The following is a 16027-nucleotide window of genomic DNA, read 5'->3' as shown; positions in this document are numbered from 1 at the left end:
CGCGCTCCACGCCGTCGAGTCCGAGCGCCCGCGACAGCGCCTCCACGACGTCCTCGCTGATCGTCGGCTGCCGCCCCTGCTCGATACGGCTGTAGTGGTCCGGGCTGAGCCCCGCGAGCACGGCCAGCTCCTCGCGGCGCAGTCCGGGCACCCGCCGCGGCCCGGGGAACGGCTCAATCCCTGCTTGTGCCGGGGTCAGGCTGTCCCGCCGCGAACGTAGGAAGGCCCCGAGTGCCGCACGGTCCGCTGCCATGCCCACCAGCATAGACAGCGTCACGATCGCCTGCCTGGTCATACCGTGACCAGGCAACGCTCGCACTGGTACCCCGCCCGGAACCGGTGTTGCCTGGCGGGCATGACCCAGACACTCACCGGCCGCACGGCCCTCGTCACCGGATCGACCAGCGGCATCGGCGCCGCCACCGCGCACCGCCTCGCCGCCGAAGGCGCGCGGGTCATCGTCACCGGCCGCGACACCGCTCGCGGCGAGACCGTGGTGAAGGAGATCCGCGACAACGGCGGCGACGCCTTGTTCATCGCCTCCGACCTCACCGCCACTCCGGACGCCCTGCGCACGTTCGCCCGGGAAGCCACCGACGCCGCGGGCGGCATCATTGACCTGCTGGTGCACAACGCCGCGGTGTGCCCGGCCGTGGACACGCTCGCCCTGTCCGACGCGGACCTTGAGCGGACGCTCGCGGTCAACATCCGCGCCCCGCACGTCCTCACCGCCGCGCTGGCACCCGCGATGACGGAACGCGGCCGCGGCGCGATCGTCGTGGTGGGCTCGTGGATGGCGGAGGTCGGGCACGCCTTCGTCGGCCTCTACTCCGCGTCGAAAGCCGCCGAGGCGCAGCTCGCCCGGAGCTGGGCGGCCGAGTTCGGGCCGCGCGGCGTCCGCGTCAACACCGTCGCGCCCGGCGCCACCCGGACGCCGATCAACGACGATTCAGCCGGCGTCATCCGCCGCATGACCGAAAACCTGCCCGCCGGGCGCGCCGGCACGCCGGACGATATCGCGGCTGCGGTCGCATGGCTGGCCTCGGACCAGGCAGCGTACGTGCACGGCGCCACGATCGCGGTCGACGGCGGCATCACCGCCACCCGCGCGAGCTGACGAACCCGCACGCCACCAAGCAGTCTGAGAGCAAAATCCGACCCGGCCTTCCTTCTGTGTGGACGCCGCGGCCGCCTTGATCACCCCGACGCGCGCCGTGCCGCCAGGCCGGACCAGCACGCTGGCCTCGCCATGCACTACCGCCCTCGTCGCCTTCGGCAGGCGGCTCCGGCAGGCGGCTCCGGCAGCTCGGGCTTCCCGTCCTGACTACCGCTCTGCACCCGGGTGGGCGGAGCGGCCCGCCGATCCAGGTTGGGGAAAGGCGCTGGTCATGTCCTGAAAGCTGTGCGCGTGCTGCCGCACGGATGATGAGATGGCACGGGGTCAACCACGATGAGAGGGGGTCCGTCCGACCGTTGACGCTGGCTTGGGTGAGCCGGCATTTGGAGGTCGGTGAATGGATCATCAAGACGGAGGCGCTGCGCGGCGGGCCGGACTCCTGCAGTTGCCGTGTTGCCGTGTTGCCGTTGGAGGAACGGGCCCGGGTCAGCGAGGACGACGCCGAACGCGCGGCCGCCGGGACCACGGCGGCACTGCTGCGCTGAACGCTCGACGATCGACGTGGTGAGCGTCCGGTGCGCTCGTCCTGGGCATCCCCGCACGGCCAGCTGCCGGCGACGGTCACCAGCCCTCGCTCGGCTCTACGGATCGCCGTCATGGGCGCGCATCGGGACCCCATCTCGACCTCGATCGAGAACGCAAACGGTGAAGGCCCGGTGGGATCCACCGGGCCTTCACCGTCATCAGTAGCGGGGACAGGATTTGAACCTGCGACCTCTGGGTTATGAGCCCAGCGAGCTACCGAGCTGCTCCACCCCGCGACGGCACACCGAACCCTACGGCACCGCGCCGGATCGACCGAATCGACTTCCGCCCCGGCCTGACGTCGCCGGCAGCGGGGCACGGGTCGGTCCTGGGGCCGATGCTCCTTCGCCGGCTGTGGCTCGTCTCCGTCCCGGTTGTGCTCCCCCAGCACCCCGGGACTTCGCCTACGGTCCGAGAATGCAGTGGTGGACGTTAGCAAGTGCCGTCGTCGGCGCGGTCATCGCGACGCTTTCCAGCGCCTACCTCGACCGCCGAAGGTGGCGGCGAGACCAACGCGATCGACTCGCTGAGGTGCGCAGAGAGTTGTACGGCGAGTACTTGGCCTGCTTGTCGAAGGTCCGTAACTCCTTCCGGCTTCTGGCCCGCACCCCGGAACTCGACGCCACCGAGCGGGAGAGAACGGCTCGAGAGAGCTTCGCTCCGTGCTACGAGATCCGCTATCAGATGTCCATCACTGCATCTGCGGCGGTCGTCACGACGTCGGAGGCAGCGTTTCGCCGACTGAGGGACGTCCGCGACATCGCGGCGCAGGGCACGCTGGCTGGCGATGAGCGGTATACCGGCGGCCGGGGAGCGTACGAGGAAGCCCTCACGAGGCTCCGCACCGCGATGCGGAGTGAGCTCGGAGCCGACGAGCTCAGCTGACCACCTCCGCGACGTACAACCGCCGGGTGCCTTCCCGCTGATGGCTTCGGCGGGGGACGGTGTCGCGGCCGGCCCCGACCAGGCCCGGGCGCTCGCTGAGCAATCGGCAAGAGCTGTGGACTAACCCCTCGACTGCGATCGCTGTCCAGACCAGCTGAGCGAGGACATCGGTGGGGAGGGACCCGTCGACGGCCAGGTCGCAGTGGTCAGGGACCGGCTCGGCGTGCTGATCGTGGGCGGCGCGCCGGTGGTTGAGGTAGTTGCGGAGTCTGCCTGGATCCGCATCGCGCGTGTGCCTGCGGAGCCGGACGTTCAGGTGGTGGAATCCGACGGGCGGTCAGTGAGCGGGCACCTCGAACCCGAGGGCGGCCAGGGCTTCCTCGGCGGCCTGCTGGTCCTGCTCGTAGCTGCCGCCGGAGATTCCGAGGCCGCCGACGCACTGGCCGTCGTCGATGATCGGGTAGCCGCCGCCGACCGCCATCAGACGCGGGTGACCGGCCAGCGGCGCGACGCGCGCGTTGGCCAGGTAGTCGTTCCACGTGTGGGTGGGGATGTGGAAGGAGGCTGCTGTCCACGCCTTGTCGAGGGCGACCTCGGCGGTGAGGAAGGGGGCGTCGTCGGCCCGGTCGAACGCCTTCGGATGCCCGCCCGCATCGGTGACGGCGACGGCTGCCGTGAAGCCGAGCCGGGCGGCCGCGGCGTGCACCGCCGCGATGAGCGCGCCGGCCGCCACCTGGGTGATCGAGGAGGAGGGGGCCGACTTCTGAAGTATGTCGGTGCTCATGAACATTCCTTTGTCGCTGTGCTGTGCAGGTGGTGGGTGAAGCGGTCGGGGCCGCGTCAGCGCAGTGGTGAGGCGGAGGTGGGGACCACGCGGGTGACGACGGTCTTCTCGGGAATCAGCAAGGCGTTGACGGCCGGTCCGATCTCGTTCTTCCAGCGGTCGTGGTCGTAGACCGCCTTGTACAGGGCCTTGCTCTGGGCCTCGTCCTCGAAGCGGCGGATCCAGACGTAGCCGTCCTGGTCCTGGTCGTCGACGAAGGAGGCGGTCACGTCCATGCCCAGCAAGGTCTGGAACGGGATGACGACGCCCTCCATGTAGCGCACCCACTCCTCGCGAAGTCCGGGCTGCGCCTGGTACCGGCGGATCTCGTAGTACATGGTGCGACTCCAAAGTGCGTGCTGAAGTGGTCAGTTGGTGACGGTGAGGACGAGCTTTCCGCGGGTGCGGCCGGACTCGCCGCGGGCGTGGGCCGTGCCGGCCTGCTCCAGCGGGAAGGTCTCCGCCACCTCGACGGCGACATGGCCGGCGTCGATCAGGTGGGCGATCGTCGCCAGGGCCGCGCCGTCCGGCTCGACCAGGAACGGGGTGACCCGCACGCCGGCCGCCTCGGCCCCCTGGGCCAGCTCCGGAGAGACGCCGGCCGGGATCGCGACCAGGAGGCCGCCGGGGCGCAGGACCTTCAGCGAGCGCGTGCTGGTCTGGTCGTGATCGTCGCCCACCAGGTCGATGACGACGTCGACGCCGGTGGCGGCGTCCTCGAAGCGGGTGGTGGTGTAGTCGATGGTCTCGTTGGCGCCGAGTTCCTTGAGCCAGGGGTGGCGGGCGGCGCTGGCGGTGGCGATCACGTCGGCGCCGAGGTGCCGGGCGAACTGGACCGCGAAGTGGCCGACCCCGCCGGCGGCGGTGACCAGGACGCGCTGGCCCGCCTGGACGTGCGCGGTGTCGACCACGGCCTGCCAGGCGGTCAGCGCCGCCAGGGGCACGGCGGCGGCGTGCACGTGGTCGAGGGCGGCGGGCTTGCGGGCGAACTGGCGGGCCGGGGCGGTCACGTACTCGGCGTAGGCGTTGGCGACGCGCGGAAACCACGGCATGCCGTACACCTCGTCGCCGGCCTTCAGCGTGGTCACACCGAAGCCGACCTCTTCCACCACACCGGACACGTCCCATCCGAGGGTGAACGGCGGCGGGCATCAGCATCGGCCGGATCATCGAGCCGGAGGAAGTCGCGGCGACGATCGTGTTCCTCGCCTCTCCACGGGCGGGTGCCATCACCGGAAGCGACATCCTTGTCGACGGCGGGGTCATCAAGACGGTCTGATGGCCGACGCCGTGGCAGCGCGGGCGGCAGATCCACCGGCTTCAACCGGGACCAGTACGCCCGCAGGAACGAAGCCGAACGCACCGTGAACGCCCTCAAAGGCTTCCGGGCCGTAGCCACCCGGTTCGACAAAGCGCAAGGTGCTCAGCGTTTTCCCCAGCGTGGACACTCCCACCTGCGCGGCCTCAGTGCGCAAGTTCAACTCCGTGGCCAGCGAGCTGGCTGACACGGTCGTGCTGTGCATCTCCGCCGACCTGCCCTTCGCGCATGCGCGATTCTGCGGATCTGCGGATCTGCGGATCTGCGGATCTGCGGATCTGGAGAATGTCCACAACTTGTCCGCCTTCCGCAACCGAGAGTTTCTTGCCGAGTACGGCGTGGCGATTGAGGACGGCCCGCTGGCTGGCCTCGCGGCCCGGGCTGCGATCGTGCTGGACGCCGCCGACAAGGTCGTGCACTCGCAACTGGTCCCGGAGATCTCCGAGAAGCCCGAATACGATGCCGCGCTGGCTGCCTTGAAGTAGGGACGGCATCGGCCCCACCACCCGTGCTAAGCGCTGGTGAGGCCGATGCCGTCTGCCGGAGCAGCCATCACCCTCACCCTTGCGGATGGGAGGAGGCGTTCGTGAACGTGTCCGGCCGCGGGCGATGTGGACGGGTGTACTCGTAGGCCTGCCAGCTCCTGGGTGAGCGGAACGGGATGACGTTGTCCGCTGTCGTGGCCGAGACCGGGTCGGGCTGCGTGGGCGCGTTGGTGTCCCGGGTGAGAATGGCGCTGGCCAAGGCCAGCCGGGTCACCAGGTCGCGTAGGTGCCGTAGTTCCTCGTTCTGGTTGGCGATGGTCTTCTTCAGCCTGGTGACTGTCTCCCTGAGCCGTTTCTCCGGCGCTGGTACCTGTTTCGTCTCGGCGCGGACTCGTTCGAAGAACTCGTTCTTCAGGTCCGCGTGCTGCTCCTGCGGGGCCATGCGGTGAACTCCGGCCTCGGCGGCGAGGGCGACGACGGTGAGGCCGCCATTGGAGGCGGTGGCCTCACCAGCCAGGAGCCGGTCCATGGCCTCGCGTATACGGGTGCGTTCGCCCTGGTGCTGGGTTCATGCGAGGTCCTTGGCAGGCTGGGCGGTGGCGTCGTGGGTGTCGGCCATGGTGCGGAGCCTGTCGGCGTTGAGCCGGAGGCGATTGCCCAGGGGGCCGGGTGCGGCGCCGGCGAGCTGGTCGATCTCGTCAGCGCGTTCGCGGAGTTGACGTGCGTGCGCGTCGGTGTGGACAGTGTTGCCGCAGCCCTGCTGGCAGGCTTACTGCCGCGGCGCGGTCGCATCTGGAACCCTCAGGTGGGAGCCGCCCCGGACGATTACGAATGATCGAAGGGGGTGGGGGCGTGGCCTTCCCATATCTGGCGGGATGTCTGTTCGGGGTAGGGCAGAGTCTTCGATTCGGCGTCCAGGACGCGGGTGAGGTGCCCGCCGGGTCGGTGGGCGGACCAGCCCGCGTCGCCGGTGGTGACGAAGCGGACCCATGCCTCCTGGAGTTCGCGGGAGAGCGCGACGGCCTCGGGAGGAGGCTCCTCGCCGATGAGCTGGGTGGCGACGGGGCTGTCCAGCGTGCCGAACGCCAGGGGCATGTCGAGGCTGTGGCAGGCGCCCAGGATACCGCCGAGGGCCGGGGCCACCCAGCACAGTTCGAACAGGTACGAGGTGCCGCCGGCTGCGGCGTTCGCCTCGGCCAGCTTCTGTGACGGCATGCGGAAGAGGGCGTCGGAGTACACCGTCTCCACCAACTCCTCCGGGCCTGCCTGCGGGAACGCGGCACGGTAGGCCCGCGCGCCGTCCGGCTGAGGGGCGTGCAGTTCCAGGGCTGCCTGGGCGTCCTCCTCGGTGAAGGTGCCATACCGTCCGCTCACGACGCTGAAGTACCGGAATTCGTCCCGGGTGTGGCCGACGAGCAGTTCGGTCCCGCTCGCGCGCGCGGCGGTCAGCGCGGGCCAGGGCGTTTCCGGGAGGACCTCGCCGTCGACGACGGGGCACAGCGCGGTGCCGGTGTCCGTGAGGCGTCCCCAGCTCTCCCGGTGCGCGTGGAGGCCGGCGTTGAAGGAGGTGAGCTCGGCGGCCAGGTGCCATGGGTCGATGTCGCGCAGGGCCTCGGCGGTGGGGGCCGCCGCGCCGAGCCGGTCCGCGAACGCGGCGGTGACCTGCCGTGCCAGCGCGGGGGTGCTGTGCAGCGCTGGCACCGAATGGGCGATGGCCCGCCGGAACAGGCCGCGCGCGGACTCCATCGTCAGCAGGGCGGCGACCGAGCCCGCCCCGGCGGACACCCCGCCCACGGTGACCCGGCCGGGGTCGCCTCCGAAGGCGGCGATGTTGCGCTGCACCCACTCCAGCGCCGCGATCTGGTCGAGGAATCCGCGGTTGGGCGGCACGTCGTCGAGGAACGCGAATCCCTCCGCGCCCACGCGGCAGTTGATGGTCACCACGACGATTCCCGCCTCGGCCAGCGCTGCCGGGTCGAACATCGGGTCGCTCGACGCCGCCGAGAGGTAGCCGCCCACGGGGATCCACACCAGCACCGGCAGTCCCGCCGCGCCGGGATCCGGAGTGCCGACGTTGAGCGTCAGCCAGTCGGTGCCCTGCGGGGGCACGTCGATCGGCAGGGACAGCGGCACCGCGGGGCCGAACTCGACCGCCTGCCTCGTCCCCTCCCAGCGGTGCGGCGGCGCGGGCGCGGCGAAGCGGAGCGCTCCGACCGGGGGCTGGGCGTAGGGGATGCCGCGGAACACCGCATGCCCCTGCCGCCTGCGCCCCTGCACCACGCCTTCCGTGGTTCGTACCTTCGGCTGTTCGGACATGTCGATGCCTCCGTCGGGTGGACTCCAGGATTATCGGTCAGGCGTATTATGTCGAGTGTATTGGAACACCTCGGGTACGAGGGAGGGGCTGGCGATGCCGAAACAGGTGGATCACCGCGGACGCCGCGAAGCGATCGCCCGCGCACTGTGGCGGGTGGTGGAGCAGCGCGGCGTCACACAGCTGACGATGCGCGTGGTGGCGCAGGAGGCGGGCATGTCACTCGGACAGCTGCAGCACTACTTCGCCTCCCGGACCGCATGCCCTCCTTCGCCATGGATTTCGCGTCCGAGCAGACCTCGGCGCGCGTACACCAGGGGCTCGAAAAGCTCGGTGACCGACCGCACCCCCGTGACGTGCTGCGACTGACGCTCGCGGAGATGCTCTCCCTGCACCGCCGCTCCAGGTCGGCATGATCGCTACCAAGGGAGTTCCGTCGCGTCCACTCGTGATGATCGTCTGCGCGCTGAGTTCGTCGGGTGCCGAGGTGAGCAGCGGGTCGAGCCGGGTCAGTGCCGATGCCGCCTGCGACCACGGGTAGACCACCATCCCGCTGTACACCGGGCCGATGCGGTGCAGCCGCACGACCGCGGCGGTGACGACCCCGAAGTTGCCGCCACCGCCGCGCAGGGCCCAGAGCAGGTCCGGCTCGTACTCCCCGTCGACGGTGCGCACGGCCCCGTCGGCGGTGACGAGTTCGGCGGCGACGAGATTGTCGCAGGCCAGTCCGAACCGCCCATCCAGTGGGCCGTAGCCACCGCCCAGGCTCAACCCGAGCATGTGCACCAGCCCGACCGTGCCGGTCACCGGCGTCAGGCCGTGCGACTCTGTCTCCCGGGCCAGCGCGTCCGAACGAACACCGCCGCCGATCCGGGCGGTCCGCGCCTCGACATCAACCTCGATCGTGCTCATCGCCGAGACGTCGATGACCAGGCCACGGTCGCGTACGGCTCGGCCGAGCCAGTCGTTGCCCCCGCTGAACACCGCCAACGGCAGCCCGAGTGCGTGGGCGATCCGGACGGCGGCCTGGACGTCGGCGGTGGTCCGGCACCGGGCGACGCAGGCCGCCCGGGACGACACGGCAGCGTTCCGCATCGGAACAGCGGCCTCCGTGACCAGCCGTGCGGGATCCAGGCCCCGGCGCGCCTCATGAGTGCCCCATGCGCCCAACGTCACGCAGCTGGCCAACCCCGACGACCCGAACACCTTGCTGACCACCAACCAGCCTGAGACGCACCCTGATGTCGCCGCTGCCGGTACGGCCACCTGACCGACGCCGCCGACGCTGCGGTGCTGTCCGGCGAACCCACCGTCGTGCGCGTGGACGACGAGGGCACCGCCGAGCCGGCCGCCGTCCCACGGTGGGAGCACCCTGCCGACTCCTCAGCGGGTCGCCGCCGAGGCCATCCCCCGCTCCGCCAAGACCCTGGGCAAGGAAGCCGGCCCCCGGATGTGCGGTGCTGGGCCGTGGCCGACCACAACCGCGCCGAGTCCCTGACTCTCCGTCTGACGACCCATGGCACAGCGAAGGCGGCAGGCGTACCCCGATGCCGTCACTCAGGCCCACGCCGGCTTCGTCGAACTCCGCATCGCTGAAGACCCGCAGCGGGCTTACCGCTAGCCGCTGCCTGATTGATCCCCGACGTCGGAGGCTGTGACCGGCAAGCCGGGCACGCAGAACCCATCTTTGAACTTCTGACGATCTCGATCTTGCGCCTCGTTGCTGGGCCCGCTGCGCTTCGCGCCCACCAGGCAGTGGCGTCTCAGCTTCAGCGGTATGTCAGAGGGCTCTGCGGAGAGCTTTCCGGTGCCCTACGCGCGGTAGTGGCGTGCCTTTCGGGTGTGGGATGGCGGGCGGATTCCGCTCGGTGCCGGGCGGCCCGGAGTTCCCCTTATCTCACACTCGCCGCATGAACCCCTGTGTCCACGCTCTAGGGGACGCCTCACTGCCTGGACGCGAGACCGCCCGGGCCGGTGAATTTCCTGGTCGCCGCAGCAGCTCAGCCGGTCCGGGTCGCTTCGATCACGCACATGGGGCCTGCCGTCGGACGGATCCGGTCCAAGCGGAAGCCGTTGGCGGCCAGGAGTTCGCGCCAGGCGGCGCTGGAGCGTTCGCGGCCAGTGAGCATGCCCAGCATGGTGAGGTCGAGGAGTCGGGCGATCTGAGGGGCGTCGCCCCGGTCCAGGACGGTCTCCACCAGCACCAGTCGAGCGTCCGGCACGGAGGCGGCCTGGTGGATCCGGTCGAGGATGTGCCCGGCCTTCTCATCGGACCAGTCATGGAGGACGAAGCTGAGCAGATAGCAGTCGCCCGGCGGGACCTCGGTGAAGAAGTCGCCGCCGGCCGTCGTGATCCGGTCGTCGACCTGGTGGGCGCGGAGCAGCTCGGGGGCGGCCTCGACCACATGGGGCAGGTCGAAGACGACACCGTGCAGTTCCGGGTAGCGACTCGCGAGGGTGACCAGCACGGTCCCGTCCGCGCCGCCGATGTCGACCAGTGTGTGAGCACCGTCCAACTCGACGGCGTTCACCGCGTCCTGACGGATCGCCTTGACGAAGTCGGTCATCGCGGCGGTGAACGTCTCCACCCGATCCGGCTTCTGGCCCAACCAGTCGAAGAACGGCATCCCAAGGGCGAGATCGGCCGCCGGCCGACCGGTCTCGGCGGTCTGCCACAGGTGACCGAACGGCTGGTAGTGGGTCTCCATCCAGGTGAGCGCGACGTTACGGACGGAGTCCGACACCCCCGAGGCCAGTGTGCGGCCCAGCCTGCCGAGCCGGACTTCCTCGGTCTCGGCGTCGTAGTCGAAGACTTCCTCGACAGCGAGCGCCTGGATGATCCTGGCCAGCGGCTCGGGCCACAGACCGGAGGACTCCGCCAGCTCGTGCAACGGCCGCGGCCCCTCAAGCAGTTGGTCCGCGATCCGGGCCCGGGCTGCGACGTAGAGCGCCTGCGAGATCTGGAATCCGCCGAGCAGACGGAGCATGGCGAGGGCGGGCGCAGGTTTCGTGGGGGCCAAGCCGGCGAGCCCGATCTCCATCGTCGTCCTTTCGTCGATCCGGTGAGACCGGATACCCCCGAATAGATTCCCAGCGTATCCAATCGACTACCCAACGCGACGGCAGGGGGAGGGGCACGGCCACTTCCCTTCCTCGTGAGGCACCGGCAGACCCTGAGGCAGCCCCCTCGACTCCTTGCCGGTGTCGCGCGGGAGCCTCCGATGCGTCGATTGCGACCTGGGCGTCGCGCTACATCACCGGCGAGAAGCTCCGCTCCGGATCACCCACATACGCGAGCAACTCGGCGCCCAGCTGGCTGACTTGATCACCGACACCGACCAGCTCGGCGACGTCAAACGGGGCGAACTGCGCGGGAGGATCGCCGACAAGCCCGGCCTGAACCACTCCCTGCCCCCGCCGACGAGCTCCACATCGACACCGCCAGGATCAAGACCGAGGAGAACCTCGACGGCAAGTACTTCCTGCACTGCTCCGACCCCAAACTCAAGCCCGCAGGACATCGCCCTGGACTACAAGCAGCTCCTGGAGGTCGAGCGCGGCGGGCGCGACATGAAACAGATCACCGACCTGCGGCCCGCTGAAGCAGCTCGTCATGGTCCGGCCGGTCGCCGACGCGACGTTCCAGGAAAACCTGGAGGCCGCCAAGGCGTACTACGAGGTGCGCTGGGCTCCGACCAGGCGCAAGAACTAGATCATCAGAGGTTCAAAGATGGATTCTCAGCACAAGGCCCGCCGCGGGCCTTGCCAGCCAACCCACCGAACAGGAGGTCCTTGCCTGACTTGCGTTTGCGTCCCTGATTCCGTCCGGTCAGCCGCGCAGAAAGGTGGCCGCCCGGTGCCCGACGACCAGGCACGGCGCCATGGTGTTCGCGGAGGTCACTCGGGGCAGTACCGACGCGTCGGCGACACGCAGGTTCTCCACGCCCCGGACCCGCAACTCGGCATCGACGACGACGTCGTCATCTGCCACCCGAAATGAGATGAGTTCTTATTCCCGCCAGGTGACCGCGCGCAGGTAGGCCTCGGCGAAGAGTTCGCAGGCCTCGTTCACGGGTGGGAGATCGGCGCCCCGCACGGGTTCAAGGACGGGGCGCAGGAGGGTGTGGGTGACTAGCGGGCCCAGTAGGAGCTGGACCAGGATCGGGAGTGGCAGCGGTCGTATCCGGCCCGACTCCACATGTGGCAGCAGGAGCCGGGCGAGGCTGTCGTACAGGCGCGGGAGGTACGCCCGCATCGCTCGCGCGGCGGGCCCGTCCGGCCGGCTGAAGAGGTCCGCGAAGATTGTCGGGAGCACGCGCGGCTCGCGGTCGAACGCCGTGATCACGGCTCGGTAGAGCGCCTGCACGGTGTCCTCCAGGCGCTCCGGCGGGTCGGTGGCCAGGGCCTCGAGGTCGGGCAATGGGCCGTAGCGTTCATAGACGGCGCCGAGCAGGCCGTCCCGGCCGTCGAAGACCGTGTGCAGGCTGGGAAGCGAGCACGCGGCTCGCTCCGCGACGGCGTCCAGGGTCATGGCGCCGAGTCCCCGTTCGGCGGCGAGTTGCGCGGCCGCCTCGATCGCGCGTTCGCGGACCGGTCGACGGCCGCCGGGGTCGATGCCTGCCCGCCGGACCGCCTCGTCCAGGGCGCCACGGGATCCCCCCAGCCGGCGCAGCAGCGTGCTGCGGGAGACGCCGGCCGCTGCGGCGATTGCTGTCAGCGGGACGTCCGCGACGTCCCGGTCGCGTTCCCTTGCCGCCGCCAGGGCGGCGGTCACCAGATCCTGCATCTGTTCGTGTTCCTGCACGTGGAACATGATACGCCTTGACATCTGAGACCGTTCCAAAGACTCTGTATGTGAGAGTTCCAGTCGGAGCGAGGGGAGAGTGCCATGAGCGTCGTCATCTCAGGGGGTGGACCGGCCGGCGTGATGCTGGGCCTGCTGCTGGCGCGGGCCGGAATCGAGGTGACCGTGCTGGAGAAGCACGGGGACTTCCTGCGCGACTTCCGTGGCGACACCGTCCACGCGTCCACCGTGCGACTGATGGACGAGCTGGGCCTGGGTCAGAAGTTCGCCGCGCTGCCGCAGAGCAAGCTCGGCAACATGGCGGTGCCCACATCGGACGGCGGCCTGACGCGACTGACCGACTTCGAGGCCCTGCCCGCGCCCTACAACTACATCGCGATGATCCCGCAGTGGGACCTGCTCAATCTGCTCGCCCAGGAGGCCCGGCGAGAGGCATCGTTCACCCTGCGGATGAACACCGCCGCGACCGGACTGATCCGGGAGGGCGGCAAGGTCGTCGGCGTCCGCCACCGCACCCAGGACGGCGAGGAGGGCGAGATCCGCGCCACCCTGACCGTCGCGGCCGACGGCCGCCACTCCGCACTACGCCAGGACGCCGGACTGGTGCCTCAGGAATTCCCGGTCCCATTCGACACCTGGTGGTTCCGGCTGCCCAGGCATGCCGCGGAGCAAGCCCAGGAGCCCCAGCTGGTCCCCGCGTTCCGGGCCGGCGAGTTCGCGCTGAGCATCACCAGGAACGACTACTTCCAGATCGCCTACTTCACCACGAAGGGATCCGACGCCCGTCTACGCACCGAAGGCATCGAACGCTTCCGGGCACGGATCGCCGACCTCATGCCGCAGTACGCGGACCGGGTCGACCAATTGCCGAGCATGGACGACGTCCACCTGCTCGACGTCCGACTCAACCGGCTTCCGCGCTGGTACGCAGACGGCGTCCTGTTCATCGGTGACGCCGCCCACGCGATGTCCCCGGCCGGCGGAGTGGGGATCAACCTCGCCATCCAGGACGCGGTCGCGGCGGCCACAATGCTCGCCGAACCACTGCGCCAGGGCCGGCTGACCACCGCCGACCTCGCGAAGGTCCAGCGGCGACGATGGCGGCCCATGGCGATCCTGCAACGCATGCAGCTGATGCTGCACGACGGCCTCTTCGCCCCGGTCCTCACCGGCCGCCGGCTCGGCCCGCCCACCTCGCTGGTCCTCGCCACCCGGCACCTCCCCGGCTTCCGCCAACTCCCCTCCCGGCTCGTCGCGTTGGGCCCTCGGCCGGAGCACGCCCCGGCCTTCGCCCGGCGCCCCCCGGCGGAGCCGGCGAGGGCGTAGCCCACCGGGCCCGGTGCTGGGCCCAAGACGGCCCCGTCCCGTTCCAGGGGCGGTCGGACACCACCCGGCGAATCGTCATCCGGCACAAGCTCCCCACACGAAATTCCTCGACCATCGATCACGCATCTGGCGTTCCGGAAGCAACGAACCCAGGTGAGGTGGATGCAAGTAGTGGTCACAACACCTCGATGTGGAAGTGTGGGACGGCGCGACCTGTTGGCTGGCAACGACGGGACGTCCGGCGATGCGCTCGCCGGGCACGCCTCCGATTCGCCGGGATATCGAGCGGACTTCCAGATCTGGAGATCCGTGACGGCCGCGTCTTCTGGGCTGCGCCGACCGCCATCGAGAAGGTCTGTCACGCTACGGGCAGGTGCCGTTCGGCCCGGCTCTGGCCGTGTTCAACGGCGCCAGCCCCGGCGGCGACGAGGTACGGGCCGCGTCCCCTCAGAGCGATCAGGCCACAGTGCCCGGGAGTCCACCGAGCCGACCCCACTCGGCCGCATCGGCCATTTCGATGAAGTCGCCGCCGCCGGCCTCCACTTGGCCCGGGACCAGAGTTCCTTCACCACCGGCGCGGCGCTGCTCGTCGACGGCGGCACCGCCCGGCTCTGGACCGGGACCAGGCCCGCTGCCACCGACCTGCTCCGTGCACGACTCGGGGCGTACCGGTGGCGGCGGAAGATCCCCGAGGGAGCTCTTGCCGGTTCACGCCATGCCACGATGGCGAGCGCGGCAACGCTCGGTGGCACAGACGGCGTTCACGGCCTCTGCGCCATCACCAGGACCGGCGACTGAGTCATCAGACCTCGATCAGTTCCAGGAGGTTCCCCTCCGGATCGGCAATGTACGCGTAGCGCATGCCCGTGGTCACGCCAGACGCAGGGGGTGAGACCGGGGCCGCACCGCACTCGCCGGTCAGGCGGCCGAACGCGGCGTCAAGGTACGGGACTTGAAGCGCCAGATGGGCGAAGGTCTGCACGGCGGTGACCGTGAAAGGGGCAGCGGGCGCGGCAGGGCTCGAACCGGGCCGCTCCACGAACTCCACCCGCAGTCCGCCTGCATCGCTCAGGACCACGGTGCGGACCCCCGCCTCGGGCATCTCCAGGCGCTCGTCCACGTGAACGAGCCCGAGAGCGCTGCCGCACCAGGCCTCCTGAGCCGAGCGGGCATGCAGGGTCCTGGTCACCGACAGGCGCGGCGGTGCGGCACGTCTGCACGCAGCCGCGCTCACCACTGCGCACCAAGCGCCACATCACCTCCGGCCAGGTCGTCTCCGCCTCCGGTGGCGTGGGGTACCGGCCCTGGCCCACCATCATCACCCCGCGGCAGCGCCACAGCCTGGCCTGGGGGGGGTGGGCTGACCTCGCTGGGACTTGCCGGTGCGCTCACCAGACCGGGCGGAGCGGGACGGGCTGATCACCGTAGACGTGGTCGATGTAGGCGCGCAGGTCCCGGTCGAGTGCGGCGAGGCGGTCGGGGCCGATGACCTCGGCGAACCGCTGTTCCACCTCCGCCCACAGCTGGTCGGCCAGGCGCACGTACTCGCGGCCCCGCTCGGTGAGGGTGAGCGACTGGGCCCGCTTGTCGAGGGGGTGGGGCTGGCGTTGGACGTAGTCCCAGTCCTGGAGCTCGGCGACGGCCTTGGAAGCGGCCTGCTTGGTGATGCCCAGATGGGCAGCGAGATCGACGGTGGTGGCACCCGGGTGGCCGGCGAGATAGCGGAAGGTGTAGCCGTGCGCGGGACGTAGTGGTTCGCGTCCGAGTTCGGCCAGGCGGCTGTGGAAGTGGTCGGTCATCGCCCGGTGCGTGATGGCCAGCAGCAGGGGCACCTGCCCCGGGCGGCGCTCGGCGAGATCGGGGTTGGTCGGCATGGCCTCTCCTTCAATTGGTCAACCGGGTTGACGTGTCCCTGTGTGCGGCATATCGTCAAATGGTCAAGTGGGTTGACTATATCGCCTGGAGGAGCACCATGCCCCTGTCCCCCCTCGCCGGTGCGCCGGTCTTCGACCGCGACGGCTTCACCTTCCGCCCACTCGCCGTGCCCTCCCGGGGCAGCACCGAACTGGCCGTCTGGTCACTGGAATTGGCACCAGGCGCACGGAGCGAACCGCACCACATGGACCGCGAAGAGGTCTTCGTCGTCCTCGACGGAGAGGTGTCGGCCAGCATCGCAGGCCAGGAAGTGCTCGCCGGGCCGGGCGACGCCGTCATCGTCCCCGCCAACACCGTCCTGCGGCTGCGCAACGCCTCCGCTCAGGCCCCGGCGGCGGTCACGGCGATGACCTCGGCCGGCATGAAGGCGACCGTCGGCGGTGCCACCTTCCCACCGCCGTGGGCCCAATGAGCCAAATCCTCCACGGTGGGCAC

General features: G+C 70.1%; 19 protein-coding genes, 1 tRNA gene and 3 pseudogenes. 10 read left to right on the top strand and 13 right to left on the bottom strand.

All coding sequences use genetic code 11. From position 1 onward, the window contains the following. Nucleotides 1-253, bottom strand: a 253-nt coding sequence (locus ABD385_RS36665; RefSeq protein WP_344584014.1) for a helix-turn-helix domain-containing protein, incomplete at its 3' end; no start/stop codon positions are given. Nucleotides 254-355: 102 nt separating this feature from the next. Between ABD385_RS36665 and ABD385_RS36660 the strand changes: the two genes are divergently transcribed. Both ABD385_RS36660 and ABD385_RS36655 read left to right on the top strand, forming a co-directional pair. After that, nucleotides 356-1117 (top strand): SDR family NAD(P)-dependent oxidoreductase, encoded by a 762-nt coding sequence (locus ABD385_RS36660; protein ID WP_344584012.1) that lies wholly within the window; start codon nt 356-358, stop codon nt 1115-1117. Nucleotides 1118-1488: 371 nt separating this feature from the next. Continuing rightward, the gene (locus ABD385_RS36655; protein WP_344584010.1) at nt 1489-1662 is read left to right on the top strand and encodes a hypothetical protein; all 174 of its coding nucleotides are present in this window, start codon (nt 1489-1491) and stop codon (nt 1660-1662) included. A 202-nt stretch (nt 1663-1864) separates the two neighbouring features. Here the strand turns inward: ABD385_RS36655 and ABD385_RS36650 are convergent. Next, nucleotides 1865-1938: transfer RNA gene (locus tag ABD385_RS36650), tRNA-Met, on the bottom strand. Between the two features lie 181 nt (nt 1939-2119). Between ABD385_RS36650 and ABD385_RS36645 the strand changes: the two genes are divergently transcribed. Further along, entirely contained in the window at nt 2120-2587 is a 468-nt protein-coding gene (locus tag ABD385_RS36645) for a hypothetical protein (RefSeq protein ID WP_344584008.1), read from the top strand. 337 nt (nt 2588-2924) lie between these two features. Here ABD385_RS36645 and ABD385_RS36640 read toward each other — a convergent pair whose 3' ends face one another. The 3 genes and pseudogenes from ABD385_RS36640 to ABD385_RS36630 form a co-directional block, all read right to left on the bottom strand. Then, complete coding sequence (locus ABD385_RS36640; protein WP_344584006.1) at nt 2925-3371, bottom strand: GlcG/HbpS family heme-binding protein; 447 nt, start codon at nt 3369-3371, stop codon at nt 2925-2927. A 56-nt stretch (nt 3372-3427) separates the two neighbouring features. Next, nucleotides 3428-3748, bottom strand: coding sequence for an NIPSNAP family protein (locus ABD385_RS36635; protein ID WP_344584004.1), 321 nt, complete (start codon nt 3746-3748; stop codon nt 3428-3430). Nucleotides 3749-3778: 30 nt separating this feature from the next. Beyond that, nucleotides 3779-4555, bottom strand: a pseudogene (locus ABD385_RS36630) (NADP-dependent oxidoreductase); the annotation flags it as partial. A 53-nt stretch (nt 4556-4608) separates the two neighbouring features. On the opposite strand from ABD385_RS36630, the gene ABD385_RS41500 reads away from it, so the two are divergent. Both ABD385_RS41500 and tpx read left to right on the top strand, forming a co-directional pair. Continuing rightward, nucleotides 4609-4689 (top strand): hypothetical protein, encoded by an 81-nt coding sequence (locus ABD385_RS41500; protein ID WP_425585562.1) that lies wholly within the window; start codon nt 4609-4611, stop codon nt 4687-4689. Between the two features lie 140 nt (nt 4690-4829). Further along, nucleotides 4830-5213, top strand: a complete 384-nt coding sequence (tpx, locus tag ABD385_RS36620; protein WP_344584002.1) for a thiol peroxidase — start codon at nt 4830-4832, stop codon at nt 5211-5213. Between the two features lie 73 nt (nt 5214-5286). Here tpx and ABD385_RS41495 read toward each other — a convergent pair whose 3' ends face one another. After that, on the bottom strand, nt 5287-5742 hold the full coding sequence (locus tag ABD385_RS41495) for a hypothetical protein (RefSeq protein WP_425585561.1): 456 nt from the start codon (nt 5740-5742) through the stop codon (nt 5287-5289). Nucleotides 5743-6038: 296 nt separating this feature from the next. Next, complete coding sequence (locus ABD385_RS36610; RefSeq protein WP_344584000.1) at nt 6039-7529, bottom strand: carboxylesterase/lipase family protein; 1491 nt, start codon at nt 7527-7529, stop codon at nt 6039-6041. Between ABD385_RS36610 and ABD385_RS36605 the strand changes: the two are divergent. Then, a pseudogene (locus ABD385_RS36605) lies at nt 7447-7731 on the top strand (hypothetical protein); the annotation flags it as partial. The gene ABD385_RS36610 and the pseudogene ABD385_RS36605 overlap by 83 nt on opposite strands. 15 nt (nt 7732-7746) lie before the next feature. Here ABD385_RS36605 and ABD385_RS36600 read toward each other — a convergent pair. After that, entirely contained in the window at nt 7747-8898 is a 1152-nt protein-coding gene (locus tag ABD385_RS36600; RefSeq protein WP_344583999.1) for an FAD-binding oxidoreductase, read from the bottom strand. A gap of 629 nt (nt 8899-9527) precedes the next feature. After that, nucleotides 9528-10568 (bottom strand): methyltransferase, encoded by a 1041-nt coding sequence (locus tag ABD385_RS36595; protein ID WP_344583998.1) that lies wholly within the window; start codon nt 10566-10568, stop codon nt 9528-9530. A 214-nt stretch (nt 10569-10782) separates the two neighbouring features. On the opposite strand from ABD385_RS36595, the pseudogene ABD385_RS41490 reads away from it, so the two are divergent. Further along, nucleotides 10783-11124: pseudogene (locus ABD385_RS41490) on the top strand (IS1634 family transposase); the annotation flags it as partial. A 232-nt stretch (nt 11125-11356) separates the two neighbouring features. Here the strand turns inward: ABD385_RS41490 and ABD385_RS36590 are convergent. Both ABD385_RS36590 and ABD385_RS36585 read right to left on the bottom strand, forming a co-directional pair. Continuing rightward, a complete protein-coding gene (locus tag ABD385_RS36590; RefSeq protein WP_344583997.1) occupies nt 11357-11518 on the bottom strand; it encodes a GMC oxidoreductase in 162 nt (53 codons plus the stop codon). Between the two features lie 18 nt (nt 11519-11536). Then, entirely contained in the window at nt 11537-12331 is a 795-nt protein-coding gene (locus ABD385_RS36585; protein ID WP_344583996.1) for a TetR/AcrR family transcriptional regulator, read from the bottom strand. A gap of 84 nt (nt 12332-12415) precedes the next feature. Between ABD385_RS36585 and ABD385_RS36580 the strand changes: the two genes are divergently transcribed. Together ABD385_RS36580 and ABD385_RS36575 are read left to right on the top strand one after the other, a co-directional pair. Continuing rightward, entirely contained in the window at nt 12416-13657 is a 1242-nt protein-coding gene (locus ABD385_RS36580) for an FAD-dependent oxidoreductase (protein WP_344583994.1), read from the top strand. A 309-nt stretch (nt 13658-13966) separates the two neighbouring features. Further along, complete coding sequence (locus tag ABD385_RS36575) at nt 13967-14455, top strand: SDR family oxidoreductase (RefSeq protein WP_425585560.1); 489 nt, start codon at nt 13967-13969, stop codon at nt 14453-14455. A 4-nt stretch (nt 14456-14459) separates the two neighbouring features. On the opposite strand, the gene ABD385_RS36570 is transcribed toward ABD385_RS36575, so the two are convergent. Both ABD385_RS36570 and ABD385_RS36565 read right to left on the bottom strand, forming a co-directional pair. Then, nucleotides 14460-14777 (bottom strand): VOC family protein, encoded by a 318-nt coding sequence (locus ABD385_RS36570; protein ID WP_486388776.1) that lies wholly within the window; start codon nt 14775-14777, stop codon nt 14460-14462. Nucleotides 14778-15045: 268 nt separating this feature from the next. Beyond that, nucleotides 15046-15531: a MarR family winged helix-turn-helix transcriptional regulator gene (locus ABD385_RS36565; RefSeq protein ID WP_344583988.1), complete on the bottom strand. Its 486-nt coding sequence runs from the start codon at nt 15529-15531 to the stop codon at nt 15046-15048. Between the two features lie 98 nt (nt 15532-15629). On the opposite strand from ABD385_RS36565, the gene ABD385_RS36560 reads away from it, so the two are divergent. After that, complete coding sequence (locus tag ABD385_RS36560; protein WP_344583986.1) at nt 15630-16004, top strand: cupin domain-containing protein; 375 nt, start codon at nt 15630-15632, stop codon at nt 16002-16004. The last annotated feature ends 23 nt before the right edge of the window (nt 16005-16027 follow it).

The organism is Streptomyces lunalinharesii, assembly GCF_039532155.1.
In the GTDB taxonomy this organism is placed as follows: domain Bacteria; phylum Actinomycetota; class Actinomycetes; order Streptomycetales; family Streptomycetaceae; genus Streptomyces; species Streptomyces lunalinharesii.
Note: the sequence above shows the minus strand (reverse complement) of the source record. Positions and strands in the feature narration are given on the sequence as shown.